The sequence below is a fragment of the Sphingomonas sp. genome (assembly GCF_025362505.1).
Taxonomy (GTDB): domain Bacteria; phylum Pseudomonadota; class Alphaproteobacteria; order Sphingomonadales; family Sphingomonadaceae; genus Sphingomicrobium.
This window is the reverse complement of record NZ_JANYGG010000026.1, coordinates 37137-49911: the sequence shown is the minus strand read 5'-3', so window position 1 is coordinate 49911 and position 12775 is coordinate 37137. Positions and strand designations below refer to the sequence as shown.

At 65.2% G+C, this 12775-nt stretch carries 11 protein-coding genes and 2 pseudogenes; 6 read left to right on the top strand and 7 right to left on the bottom strand.

All coding sequences use genetic code 11. The features are described from left to right. Together Q0R27_RS01980 and Q0R27_RS01975 are read left to right on the top strand one after the other, a co-directional pair. Positions 1 to 120, top strand: a pseudogene (locus Q0R27_RS01980) (IS5/IS1182 family transposase); the annotation flags it as partial. Between the two features lie 52 nt (positions 121 to 172). Next, positions 173 to 796: a hypothetical protein gene (locus Q0R27_RS01975; RefSeq protein ID WP_293940409.1), complete on the top strand. Its 624-nt coding sequence runs from the start codon at positions 173 to 175 to the stop codon at positions 794 to 796. Here the strand turns inward: Q0R27_RS01975 and Q0R27_RS01970 are convergent. The 4 genes and pseudogenes from Q0R27_RS01970 to Q0R27_RS01955 form a co-directional block, all read right to left on the bottom strand. Further along, positions 771 to 1040, bottom strand: a pseudogene (locus Q0R27_RS01970) (nucleoside-diphosphate kinase); the annotation flags it as partial. The gene Q0R27_RS01975 and the pseudogene Q0R27_RS01970 overlap by 26 nt on opposite strands. Before the next feature lie 326 nt (positions 1041 to 1366). Further along, complete coding sequence (ndk, locus tag Q0R27_RS01965; RefSeq protein WP_293940408.1) at positions 1367 to 1789, bottom strand: nucleoside-diphosphate kinase; 423 nt, start codon at positions 1787 to 1789, stop codon at positions 1367 to 1369. A gap of 110 nt (positions 1790 to 1899) precedes the next feature. Next, positions 1900 to 2334 carry a DNA polymerase III subunit chi gene (locus Q0R27_RS01960; RefSeq protein ID WP_293940407.1) on the bottom strand — a complete coding sequence of 145 codons (435 nt, stop codon included), beginning with the start codon at positions 2332 to 2334 and terminating at the stop codon, positions 1900 to 1902. 85 nt (positions 2335 to 2419) lie between these two features. Continuing rightward, entirely contained in the window at positions 2420 to 3880 is a 1461-nt protein-coding gene (locus Q0R27_RS01955; RefSeq protein ID WP_293940406.1) for a leucyl aminopeptidase, read from the bottom strand. Between the two features lie 218 nt (positions 3881 to 4098). Here Q0R27_RS01955 and lptD point away from each other — a divergent pair, with 218 nt between their 5' ends. The 4 genes from lptD to rsmA all read left to right on the top strand — a co-directional run bounded on the left by lptD (position 4099) and on the right by rsmA (position 9535). After that, positions 4099 to 6267, top strand: coding sequence for an LPS assembly protein LptD (gene lptD / locus Q0R27_RS01950; RefSeq protein WP_293940405.1), 2169 nt, complete (start codon positions 4099 to 4101; stop codon positions 6265 to 6267). An 85-nt stretch (positions 6268 to 6352) separates the two neighbouring features. Continuing rightward, positions 6353 to 7702, top strand: coding sequence for a peptidylprolyl isomerase (locus Q0R27_RS01945; RefSeq protein ID WP_293940404.1), 1350 nt, complete (start codon positions 6353 to 6355; stop codon positions 7700 to 7702). Between the two features lie 4 nt (positions 7703 to 7706). Beyond that, positions 7707 to 8711 carry a 4-hydroxythreonine-4-phosphate dehydrogenase PdxA gene (gene pdxA, locus Q0R27_RS01940; protein ID WP_293940403.1) on the top strand — a complete coding sequence of 335 codons (1005 nt, stop codon included), beginning with the start codon at positions 7707 to 7709 and terminating at the stop codon, positions 8709 to 8711. Further along, positions 8708 to 9535, top strand: coding sequence for a 16S rRNA (adenine(1518)-N(6)/adenine(1519)-N(6))-dimethyltransferase RsmA (gene rsmA, locus Q0R27_RS01935; protein ID WP_293940402.1), 828 nt, complete (start codon positions 8708 to 8710; stop codon positions 9533 to 9535). Before pdxA ends, rsmA begins: the two co-directional genes overlap by 4 nt. Before the next feature lie 9 nt (positions 9536 to 9544). Here the strand turns inward: rsmA and Q0R27_RS01930 are convergent, their stop codons facing one another. The 3 genes from Q0R27_RS01930 to guaB are packed head-to-tail and all read right to left on the bottom strand — an operon-like array spanning position 9545 to position 12758. Next, the gene (locus tag Q0R27_RS01930) at positions 9545 to 10027 is read right to left on the bottom strand and encodes a tetratricopeptide repeat protein (RefSeq protein WP_293940401.1); all 483 of its coding nucleotides are present in this window, start codon (positions 10025 to 10027) and stop codon (positions 9545 to 9547) included. A 28-nt stretch (positions 10028 to 10055) separates the two neighbouring features. Continuing rightward, positions 10056 to 11249 carry an RsmB/NOP family class I SAM-dependent RNA methyltransferase gene (locus Q0R27_RS01925; protein WP_293940400.1) on the bottom strand — a complete coding sequence of 398 codons (1194 nt, stop codon included), beginning with the start codon at positions 11247 to 11249 and terminating at the stop codon, positions 10056 to 10058. A gap of 42 nt (positions 11250 to 11291) precedes the next feature. Beyond that, positions 11292 to 12758 (bottom strand): IMP dehydrogenase, encoded by a 1467-nt coding sequence (gene guaB, locus Q0R27_RS01920; protein ID WP_293940414.1) that lies wholly within the window; start codon positions 12756 to 12758, stop codon positions 11292 to 11294. Positions 12759 to 12775 lie beyond the last annotated feature (17 nt).

Below are 12775 nucleotides of genomic sequence, written 5' to 3'. Positions count from 1 at the left end.
ATCGAGATCATGTTCGGCCGCCTCAAGGACTGGCGCCGCGTCGCCACTCGCTACGATCGATGCCCGACCGTCTTCCTCTCCGCCATCGCCCTCGCCGCCACCGTCATCTTCTGGCTCTGATCAACGAGTCCTGACCCTAGTGTCATTTGAGGGCACAAAACGTCGCTCGAAGATGGCTCAGTCGCTCATCAATGACTTCCAAGCAGGAAAGCTCTTTTTCCTTTCTCGCTGTAGAAATGCGTGGTACTCGACTTGGGTCACTCATTATTTCGCTGGCTGCATGCACACTACGTTGCAAAGTGCGAAGGAGGAAGCAGAACAACTGCGTGGCCCCGGATCAGTTTTTATAATCCACAAAATCCCTAGTCTTATCGTGCGTACCGAGGTCGGGCTGCTAGCAGTGACCGAAATCAACACTCAGCGACCCCTTTATGAATACGCGCCAATTGGTCGCCTTAAAGAGAGACGCAAAAAAATGGGATATGGCATTCGACCCATTCCCAGACTTGAGATGGGCCTATCCGTATTTAAATTTTTTCGATCCTTTTATGAATATCACGGCGACTACGTACCGCTTTGGTCATCGTACAAAGATTTAATTTTTGTAACGGGGAAGGGCGCCGCAATTTCAGTTGACGAACTTCCTTCAACAAGACTGAAGGCATGGCGTTCGCACGCCCAAGGTGCAGAATATCTTCTTGGCTGGGACGGATTCTTGTCGGAATTAAAATCCGCATCAGTCATTGAACTAATTCATCAAGCGCACGACCCTACCCGACGTTCTCGTCCGGCTTGAAGAAGAACGCGATCTCGGTGGCGGCATTCTCGAGGCTGTCCGAGCCGTGGACCGAATTGGCCTTGATCGATTCCGCAAGTTCCTTTCGGATCGTGGCGGCGTTGGCTGCGCCCATGACTTCGCGGTTCTTCGCGACGGCATTGTCGCCTTCGAGCACTTGATTGACCACCGCGCCGGAGATCATGAGGGACACGAGGTCGTCAAAGAACGTCCGGTCGTGCCTAAACCACCAAATTTCTTTCCTATTTGGTTAGTTTGTGGCAGGGGTGGCGGATGGTCGCCGCTGCCCCCTCGATGGAATTCGCTCGCTCGCCGCAGCCGCCTCGCCACGCACGATACACACCCACGAACGTCACAGCGAAGGTCTCACCGCGAAAAAATCGCCAGTGCGTCCACACTGTCCAAACGTCGACCGTCAGTAAAGCAGAAAACGTCGGCTTTCCGCCATCCACGCCGCATCGCTCCGACGGCCTCTCATTTTTGTTCGCCCTTGCGAGCGCAGCGAAACAATCCAGCTTTCGCGCCGCTGGACTGCTTCGTCGCTACGCTTCTCGCAACGGCGGCTGTGGGTTAGCCGACGATTTCGTCCGGCTTGAAGAAGAAGGCGATTTCGGTCGCGGCATTTTCGAGGCTGTCCGAGCCGTGGACCGAATTGGCCTCGATCGACTCCGCCAATTCCTTGCGGATCGTGCCGGCGTCGGCGTTGGCGGGGTTGGTCGCGCCCATCACGTCGCGGTTCTTCGCGACGGCATTGTCGCCCTCGAGGACCTGCACGACCACCGGGCCGGAGATCATGAAGGACACCAGGTCGTTGAAGAACGGGCGCTCGCGATGGACGCCATAGAATTCCTCGGCCTGGCGCAGCGACAAATGGATGCGCTTCGAGGCGACGACGCGCAGGCCGGCCTCCTCAAGCAATTTTGTCACCGCGCCGGTCAGGTTGCGGCGGGTGGCATCGGGTTTGATGATCGAAAAGGTGCGCTCGGTCGTCATGGCCGGACGGGCTCCTGTGCTGGGGGTGATGGGTTGGCCGCGCCCCTAGCTGGAGGGGCGGGAAAGGGCAAGGCAGGTAAGCTTTTGAAGTCGCGAAAGCAGGCTTTCGCTTAGGCCTTTTGGGTCCAGCGCCCGTCTTCCTGCGCCCAGTATCGGCGCTCGACCCCTTCCCTGCCGCTAAGCAGCTTCCACGCCAGCCGCGCCGCTTCGAGATGGCTTTCGTCGAACAGGAAGAAGGCGCGGTCGAAGGTCAGCGCGGCCTCGCGCCACTCGCCATCGGCGATGGCGATGTTGCGCGCGAGGTTGGGAGCGTCGGGGGTGGTCGAGAGGAGGACCGGCTGGCGCGCATCGTCGGGGCCGCCGGCGACACCATGGGGGATGAAGCTCGGGCCGTCGCTCCACAGCTGGCGGTCGAGGCGGGCGAGCTGCGCTTCGTCGGAGGAAATGGCGATGAGGCGCTGGTTCTGCGCGAGAAGCCTGGTCGCGATCGAGGTCAGGACCGCGTCGGGGGTGGTGTGGGCGATCTGATAGAAGTCGACTTGCATTACATTCCGTCATTGCGAGCGAAGCGAAGCAACCCAGCTTTACCCTGCTGGATTGCTTCGTCGCCGCGCTCCTCGCAATGACGACTCACTTCTCGACCACGTCTGAAACATACTGGTCAAGCAATCGCACGCCGAAACCGGTCGCGCCCTTGTCGTAGGTGCTGCTCGCCTTGTCGCTCCACGCCATCCCGGCGATGTCGAGGTGGGCCCAGCGCACGCCCTCGTCGATGAAGCGGGCGAGGAACTGGGCGGCGGTAATCGATCCGGCTTCGCGCGGGCCGACGTTCTTGATGTCGGCGATCGGCGAATCGATCAGCCGGTCGTAGGCCTCGCCCAGCGGCATGCGCCACAATTTGTCGCCCGAGGCCTTGCCCGCGGCATCGAGCTGCTGCGCGAGATTGTCGTCGTTGGCGAACATGCCGCCCATCTCGTGGCCGAGCGCAACGATCATCGCCCCGGTCAGCGTGGCGAGGTCGATGATCGTGGCGGGCTTTACATTGGCCTGTGCCCAGGTCAGCGCATCGCACAGCACGAGGCGGCCTTCGGCGTCGGTGTTGATCACCTCGATCGTCTGGCCGTTCATCGACGTTACGACGTCGCCGGGGCGCTGGGCATTGCCGTCGGGCATGTTCTCGACAAGGCCGCAGATGCCGACGACGTTCGCTTTCGCCTTGCGCCCGGCGATCGCCTTCATCGCGCCCGCGACCGCGCCGGCACCGCCCATGTCCCACTTCATCGATTCCATGCCCGCGGCGGGCTTGATCGAGATGCCGCCGGTATCGAAGGTCACGCCCTTGCCGATGAAGCAGACCGGGGTCGCGCCGGGCTCTCCGCCGTTCCAGCGCATCACGAGCAATTGGGCGTCGCGCACCGAGCCCTGTGACACGCCGAGCAGCGCGCCCATGCCGAGATCGGCCATTTCCTTTTCACCGAGCACTTCGAACTCGATCCCGAGCCCTTCCATCGAGGCGCGGCAGCGGGCGACGAAGCTTTCGGGATAGATGATGTTGGCGGGCTCGGCGACGAGTTCGCGGGTCAGCTCAACGCCCGCAGCGAGGGGAGCGTAACGGGCGGTCCAGCGCGCTTCGGCCTCGGCCGGGGCACCGACGATAGTCAGCGATCCGAGCGTCGGCTTCTGCTTTTCCTTGAGCTTGGTGCGGTAGCGGTCATGCCGCCACGAGCGCAGCGTGGCGGCGAGCGCGACGCGGGCTGCACTGTCGGCGTCGAAGCCAAGGCCGGTGAGGTCGAGCACCGCATTGGTCTCGCCCGAAATCAGCAGCCGTTCGACGATCTTGCCACCCAGTTTCTCGGCGGCGTCGGCCGGCTTGGCGTTTGCGCCGAGGCCGATGACGAGCAGGCGACGGCCATTATCGTCGGCGAGGAAATGCTCGGCCGCGCCGCCCGCCTCGCCCTCGAACCGCTGGCGGCGGAGCGCGGCGTCAAGCCCGGCGCCGAATGCGCCGAGCGCTGCCCGGTCGGGACCAGCGACAGCGATGACGAGCGCATGATCGCCGGCGGGGCGGGTGGAAGCGAAACGGATCTGCATGGAGAGTCCTTGGGCTACGGATAAAAGTTGGGCGCGCTTTAGGGCGTGGTGAACGCTTAGGCAAAGGCGATAGCGCGCTCGGGCGCGGTGCGTTCCGGATTGCCGCCCTCGGTTCGAGGTGCAATAGGCGAAGACGAACCCCTCATCCGGACGAGCCAGCGTTGCGCGCATCGAAGTTTTGTTGGACGGCGCTGCCGCTGTTGCTCGCAGCTCCCGCCGTGGCTCGTGCGCAGGACGCGGCGACGGTCGCGCCGGCAGCGGATGGAAGCCCGCTGATCCTGGAGAATACCGGGTCACTCGACTTCGCCGCCGACAACCTGTCCTATGACAATGGTAGCGAAGTGGTCAGTGCCAGCGGATCGGTAAGGCTCGCCCGTGACGGCAATTACCTCGCCGCCGATCGGGTGGTGTGGGACCGCAAGACCGGTCAGGTGCAGGCGTCCGGCAACGTCGTCGTGCTCGACCCGCAGGGCAATAAGCTGATCGGTGACAAGGTCGATCTGACCGACAGCCTCAAAGACGGGACGATCGATAATTTGTTGCTGGTGCTCGACACCGGCGGGCGGGTGGCGGCGCAGCGAGGCAGGCGGCTTAATGGCGCGACGGTCCTCGACAATGCGATTTACACGGGCTGCCCGATTACTGCCGAATGCGGGCGGCAGAAGCGGCCGAGCTGGACCATCACCGCGGCTCGGGTCGAACGGTCCGCTGACGGCAAACATATCAAGTTCAGCGGCGGGCGGTTGAACGTGCTGGGCGTCTCTTTGCCGCTCCTGTCCATCGTCGCGATCAGAACCGGGAGCGGGGGTCAGACCGGCTTGCTCATTCCCGACCTCGCTTATTCGAACTCGAACGGCCTCGAAATCGCGGCGGCATACCATTGGCAGTTTGCGCCCAACCGGGACCTCACCGTTACACCGCATCTTTATTCGAGTACGACGCCGTCGATCGAAGGCCGCTATCGCCAGCTGACCAAAATCGGTGCGTTCCAAGTCGGTGCATTCACGTCCTACAGCCGGGTCGACAGCTCGACGACCCTTCAACCGATCGGCCGCAATGCCTTCCGTGGCTATTTTGAAGCCAATGGCCGCGCCCAGTTCAACCCCTATTGGAGCCTGACAGTATCGCTTCGCGCGGCGACCGACAAGACCGTGACGCGGCGCTACGACCTGACCCGCGACGATCGGCTGCGCAGCTTCCTCGACCTCGAGCGGATCGACCGCAACAGCTATGTCTCGATTGCCGCCTGGGTGTTCCAGGGCCTGCGCGTCGACGACAAGCAGAAGACGATCCCGATTGCATTGCCGGTGATCGACGCGCGACTGCGGCTAACCAACCCGATCTTCGGCGGGCGGATCGAATTGCAGGCGAACAGCCTGGCGATCACGCGCACTGACGGTCAGGATACGCAACGCGCGTTCGTTCAGGCGCGGTGGGACATGCGAAAGCTGACCGCGATGGGCCAGCAGCTGACCTTTACCGCCCTCGCTCGCGGCGACGTCTATCACACCGATGATTCGGCATCGACCAGCGTCGTCTCATATCGCGGCCTAGACGGATGGCATTCACGCGCGATCGGCGCGCTCGTCGCCGATGCGCGCTGGCCGCTGGTCGGGCGGGCGTTCGGGGGGACGCAGATGTTCGTGCCCCGGTTCCAGGTCGTGCTGACCCCGCCAACGCCGAACATCGCGATACCCAATGAGGACAGCCGTTCGATCGACCTCGAGGATTCGAACCTGTTCGCGATCAACCGCTTCTCAGGCTACGACCGGTGGGAGGATGGCTCGCGGGTGACCTATGGCGCCGAATACACCCTCGAGAGGCCGCGCTTTTCGGTCAACACCGTCATCGGCCAAAGTTATCGCCTGAGACGAAGCCCGACGATCTTTCCGATCGGCACCGGGCTGACCGACCGCTTTTCCGACATCGTCGGGCGAACCCGTGTCCGCTATGGCCGGCTGGTCGACATCTCGCATCGCTTTCGCATCGACAAAGGCAATTTTGCGATCCGCCATAACGAGGTCGACCTGACGTTCGGCAGCGAGCAGACCTATCTGCAGCTCGGCTATCTCCGCCTCAACCGCAACATTGATCCGGCGATCGAGGATTTACGCGACAAGGAAGAGCTGAGGCTCGCCGGGCGGGTAAAGTTCCGCCGCTATTGGTCGCTGTTCGGAGCGACCGTGATCGACCTCACCAACAAGACCGAAGATCCGCTATCGCTGGCCAGCGGCTTCAAGCCGGTCCGCCACCGGCTGGGGATCGATTATGAGGATGATTGCCTGACATTAGGCGTCCAGTGGCGACGCGACTATGAGCGCATCGGTACGTTCCGCAAAGGCAGCACTTTCGCACTCCATTTCGCTCTCAAGAACCTTGGCCGCTAAGGCTGGGTTAAGCGGGGTGGCGCAAAGGGCTTCCCCTAGACGGTTGCACAACAAGGATATTTCGAGCGTGGAATCAGGCAAGACGATGAGCTGGACAGTCAAACTGGCGGCAAGCGCGGCGGTCGCGCTGGCAAGCGTCGCGCTGGCACAGGAGGCTCCCGACGACACCGCCCCGGTGGCGACTCCGTTTAACAGCACGACCGGGCTGCGCCTGCCGTCGAACCCCGAACTGTTCGGAACGACCCTGCCGACCGAGGTTCGTGCGACCGCGATCGTCAATGGGACGGTGATCACCCAGACCGACATCGACCAGCGGCTCGCGCTGCTGGCGATCGCCAACGGCGGCAAGATCCCCGCCGACCAGATGCAGACGCTGCGCCAGCAGGTGCTGCGCAACCTGATCGACGAGACGCTGCAGATCCAGGCGGCGAAGGGCGAGGACATCAAGGTCTCCGCAGCCGACATCGACAAGACGGTTGCGCGCGTTGCCGGCAACGTAAAGCAGACGCCCGAGCAGATGGCCGACTATCTCAAGGGCAACGGCTCGTCGATTCGCTCGATCCGCCGCCAGATCGAGGGCGAGATCGCATGGCAGCGTCTTCAGCGCGCCAAGGTCGAAAACGGCGTCAGCGTCGGTGACGACGAGGTCAAGGCGGTGATCGACAAGATGAACGCGTCGAAAGGCACGGAGGAATATCGCGTCGGTGAGATCTACCTTGCCGCGACCCCGGGCAACGAGGCGCAGGTCGCCGAGAACGCCGCCAAGATCCTCGCTGCGCTAAAGCAGGGCGGGTCGTTCGTCGGCTACGCCCGCCAGTACAGCGAAGCGTCGACCTCGGCGGTCGGCGGTGACCTGGGCTGGGTGCGGCCCGAGCAGCTTCCCGCGCCAATCGCGGCAGCGGTTCGGACTTTGAAGCCGGGCAGCGTGTCCGATCCGATCCCGGTCCCCGGTGGTGTGTCGATCATTGCCCTCCAGGACACGCGCAAGATCCTCACCGCCGATGCGCGCAACGCGGTGCTCAGCCTCAAGCAGGTGTCGATGTCCTTTCCCAAGGGGATCACCCGCGAGCAGGCCGAGCCGACCGTTCAGAAGTTCGCCGCGGCGGTGGCGAATATCGGCGGGTGCGGCGGAGCCGACAAGCTTGCCGCCGACTTCAAGGGCGAAGTGGTTCAGTCCGACGGGGTCAAGCTGCGTGACCTGCCGGCGGCGCTGCAGGAGATGATGCTGCCGATGCAGGTCGGCCAGGCAACGCGGCCGTTCGGATCGATTGACGAAGGCGTTCGCACGCTGGTGATCTGCGGTCGCGACGAGGTCGATCCGACCGCGCCGACCTTCGACCAGGTCTATTCGCAGCTCAACGAGGCGCGAGTGAATCTGCGAGCGCGGCGATACCTGCGCGACCTGCGGCGCGACGCCGTGATCGATTTCCGCTAGACCATTGGCGAGCAATTCGACGCCGCCGATCGCGATCTCGCTGGGTGATCCGGCGGGAATCGGGCCGGAAATCGTCGCCAAATGCTGGGATCATCGAGGCGCGTTCAGCTTGCCGCCGTTCGTCGTGATCGGTGATCCGCGCGCGCTGTCGGCGGTGTGGGACGGGCCGATCGCGACGGTCGACGACCCGCGCGACGCCGATGCCGCGTTCGATGTGGGACTGCCGCTGATCGTGGTGCCGGCGACGGGAGCGGACGTGCCTGGTCAGCCGACCGTCGCGGGGGCTCATGCCGCACTCGATGCGCTCGAAATGGCGGTTGGCCTCGCCCGGTCGGGAACCGCGAGCGCGGTGGTCACCGGGCCAGTGAGCAAGGAGCAGCTTTACAGCATCGGCTTCACCCATTCGGGGCAAACCGAATTCGTCGCCGAACGGTGCGGCGTGTCGGCCAGCAATGTCGCAATGATGCTCGCCGGGCCGAGCCTGAGGACGGTGCCGGTGACGACGCATGTCGCGCTCGGGCAAGTGCAGGGATTGCTTACGCAGGGATTGATCGAGGCGCGCGGGCGGGCGGCGCTGCGTGGATTGCAACGTAATTTCGGGATCGTCCAGCCGCGACTCGCGGTGGCGGCGTTCAATCCGCATTCCGGAGAGGGCGGGGCGATGGGACGCGAGGAGATCGATATTATCGAGCCGGCGATCGCCGCGCTGCGCGCCGAGGGATGGCACGTGACAGGGCCGCATTCGGCCGACGCGATGTTCCATGCCAGCGCCCGTGCTCAGTATGATGCGGCCTTGTGCATGTACCACGACCAGGCGCTGATCCCGCTGAAAACGCTCCATTTCGAGGAGGGAGTGAACATCACCCTCGGCCTGCCGATTGTCCGCACCGCACCCGATCATGGCACCGCGTTCGACATCGCCGGGCAGGACCGCGCCGATCCGCGCGCAATGGCGGCCGCGATCCGAGTCGCGGCGAGCGCGGCGGCGTATCGCGCTTCCTGCGCGTGAGCGAGGCCGAGCCGCTTCGCGCGGTCATCGCCCGCCACGGCCTGTCGGCGAGCAAGGCGCTTGGGCAAAATTTCATCCTCGACCGGCAGTTGCTGGCGCGAATCGCGGCAATCCCGGGGGAGCTCGACGGGGCGAATGTCTATGAAGTCGGTCCGGGACCGGGCGGACTGACGCACGCATTGCTCGAGACCGGCGCGAAAGTGATCGCGGTCGAGCGCGACCGGCGGTGCCTTCCGGCGCTGGCCGAGCTCGAGGCCGCCTTCCCCGATCGGCTGCGAGTGATCGAGGGCGATGCGCTCGAGATCGACGAGCGCTCCGTGGTCGGCGCCGAAAATCCTGGTGCGGCGCACATCGTCGCCAACCTGCCGTACAATGTCGGCACGGCGCTGCTGCTGCGGTGGCTCGGCGGCCCGTGGCCGCCGTGGTGGACGAGCCTGACGCTGATGTTCCAGCGCGAGGTCGCCGAGCGGATCGTCGCGACGGAGGGAAGCGAGCATTATGGCCGGCTGTCGGTCGCGGCGCAGTGGCGGTGCGAGGCGCGGATCGCGCTGGCGGTTCACCGCTCGGCCTTCACTCCGGCGCCCAAGGTCGCGTCGGCGGTGGTCCACCTGGTCCCCAAGGAAGCGCCGGAAGGGGTCGGACTGGCGGTGCTGGAACGGGTGACGGCGGCCGCCTTTGGTCAGCGGCGAAAGATGCTCCGCCAGAGCCTGAAGTCGGTCCCGGGAGCGCTCGAAGCGCTCGCCGAACTCGGTATCGACAGCGCCCAGCGCGCCGAGGTTATCAGCGTCGATGAGTTTGTCGCGGTCGCTCGGCGGCTTGGCTAGCGGCCAAGCTTACTTCTTCGGAGCGGGTTTCGGCGCGGTCGGGCTTGGTCCGCGCGTGATCGCGGCACCGAGTTCCGATAATTGCGGACAGCCCTTCACGCACAAGTTCTGAAGCTTGGCGAGGTTCTGCTGGGCGCGAGCCGAGGCGCCGGCTTCGACCATCGCGACCCCTTGAACGGCAAGCGCGTCGCGGTCGTTGGGCTCAAGCGCGAGCGCCTTGTTGGAGAAGCGGATCGCCTTGCCGAACAGTTTCTGGCGAATCGCAACTCGGGAAAGATCGATGAATGCCTCGCGGTTGCGCGGGTCGACCGCAAGCGCGGTTTCAAGCGCATCCTGCGCGGCGATGTAGCTCCCGGCGGCGAGGAGCGCCTCGCCTTCTTTCTGCAGCGACACCGACAAGGGCGCGATCTGGCTGTCGGGCTTCTGTGCGCTGAGCGGAACCGCCGCCGCTGTGCCGAGGGTCATTCCCAACAGGATCAAACGCTTGAGCATTACAGTCTCCACCACGTCGTGACCTCAATTAGCATGAGCGGATGAGGCGCGCGACGAAAAATCCATCGGTCTCGTCATGCGCGGGAGTAAGCAGCCGCCCGACCCCTTCGCTCCGACCCAGGCCATTCCCGACATCACCGAGCGGATCATGCACGGTCCATTCTGAATGGCGGCCTAAGAAAGCGCCGACTTGATCTGCTCCCTCGCGCGACAGCAGCGAGCAGGCCGCGTAAACCAGCGCGCCGCCCGACTTGACCAGCGGCGCGGCGAGATCGAGCACCCGCGCCTGGAGCGCGATGACGCGGTCTAGGCGGTCAGGCGTGAGACGCCAGCGGCCCTCTGGACTGCGCCGCCACGTGCCGCTGCCCGAGCAGGGCGCATCGACCAGGACGAGGTCGGCGCTGCCTTGCAGAGCGACCAGCGCCTCGGCCTCGCGCGGGGCGTCGAGCAGGCGGGTGGTGATGGTCGCGCCGGCGCGGTCAGCACGCGGGGAGAGGCGCGAGAGGCGCTGGCGATTGGTGTCGCAGGCGACGATCTCGGCGGCGTTGGCGGACGCGGCGGCGAGCGCGAGCGCCTTGCCGCCGGCGCCGGCGCACAGGTCGACGATTCGCATCCCGGGTTTCGCCCCGCAGGCGAGCGCGATCAGCTGGCTGCCCTCGTCCTGCACTTCGACCAAGCCCTCGGCGAACGCCGGATGCTGGTCGACGCGGGTATCGGCGGGGAGGCGCAGCCCCCACGGGCTGAGCGGCGTGAGGGTCGCGCCGGGGAATGCCTCGAGCATTGCCTCGCGGGTCGTGCGGGCGGTGTTGACGCGGATGTCGAGCGGGGCTCGCTGGACCAGCGCGGCCCATTCAGCGGGCGTGACCAGCGGCGACAGCTCGGTCTCCACCCACTGCGGAATGAGGCTTGCGCGCGTCCGCTTCTCGCCCTTGACGACGGGACCGGGGCCGTGCGGCGGGCCAGTAAAGCTGTCGAGGATTTCGCGATCGTCCGCCGAAAGCCCAAGCATCGCCGAGCGGCCGCTGTCGGCAATCTCGGCCGAGCGGCGGATCGCGCGGAACACGAGTTCGCGCACGGCGCGACGGTCCTTCGATCCGGCGTAGCGACGAGTCTTGAAATACGCGGTGACGATCGCGTCGGCAGGTGGCCCATCGTCGCGCGCGGAGGCGACCACCTGGTCGAGGATCTCGATCGCCGCCTGAACGCGTGCAGAGGGAGTCATCTGCCCCCCTCCCCTCGCGCTGGAGCGGGAGGGAGTGAAGGCTCAACGCGTTGGGTAATTGGGAGCTTCCCTCGTGATCGAGACGTCGTGGACGTGGCTTTCGCTCAGGCCCGCGTTGGTGATGCGGACGAATTGCGCGCGTTGCTGGAGGTCGGCGATCGTCGCCGAGCCGGTGTAGCCCATCGCCGCCTTCACCCCGCCGACGAGCTGGTGGACGATGTCGCGAACCGGGCCCTTGTAGGGCACCTGGCCCTCGATGCCCTCGGGCACCAACTTCAACTGGTCCTTGATGTCCTGCTGGAAATAGCGATCGGCCGAACCGCGCGCCATCGCCCCGACACTGCCCATGCCGCGGTATGATTTATACGCCCGCCCCTGGTAGAGGAAGGTGTCGCCCGGAGCTTCCTCGGTGCCGGCGAACAGCGAGCCGATCATCGCGGTCGAGGCCCCGGCGGCGAGCGCCTTGGCGACGTCGCCAGAGGTGCGGATGCCGCCGTCGGCGATGACCGGAACGCCCATCTTCGCCGCGGCGCTGGCGGCGGCCATGATCGCGCTCAATTGCGGCACGCCGACCCCGGCGACGATCCGCGTGGTGCAGATCGAGCCCGGACCGATGCCGACCTTGATCGCGTCGGCGCCCGCATCGGCGAGCGCCTTCGCGGCGTCGGCGGTGGCGACATTGCCGGCGATGACCTGGGTCGCGTTGGACAATTTCTTGACCCGCTCGACGGCGCGCGCGACGTCGCTGTTATGGCCGTGGGCGGTGTCGATGACGATGCAGTCGCAGCCCGCGTCGATCAAGGCTTCGGACCGCGCGAAGCCCGCATCGCCGACCGTCGTCGCCGCGGCGACTCGCAGGCGGCCCTCGGCATCCTTGGTGGCGTTGGGCGAGGCGACCGATTTCTCGATGTCCTTGACGGTGATCAGCCCGACGCAGTGATTGGCCTCGTCGACGACGAGCAGCTTTTCGATTCGGCGTTGATGCAGGATCCGCCGCGCTGCCTCCTGCCCCGTGCCGAGTGGTACCGTCGCCAGATTCTCGTGTGTCATCAGCTCCGAAACAGGCTGGCGCGGGTTCTCGGCGAAGCGGACATCGCGGTTGGTCAGGATACCGGCCAGCTTGCCCGAACGTTCGACCACCGGGATACCTGAAATACGGTGCATCTTCATCAGCTCGAGTGCGTCGGCCAGCGTCTGGTCGGGGGTCATCGTGATCGGGTTGACGACCATGCCGCTTTCGAACCGCTTGACCGCGCGAACTGCGGCGGCCTGCGCGTCGACGTCGAGGTTGCGGTGGAGCACGCCGATCCCGCCAAGCTGGGCCAGCGCGATCGCCATGTCGGTTTCGGTCACCGTGTCCATCGCCGACGACAGCAAGGGGATCGCGAGCGGAATTTCGCGGGTGAGGAAGGTATGGGTGTCGGCCTGGCTCGGGAGCACGCTCGAGGCGAGCGGCTGGAGCAGGACATCGTCGAAGGTGAGCCCGAGCGGGATGTCGGGGAAGGGCATGTCGTTAGCGGCCATAT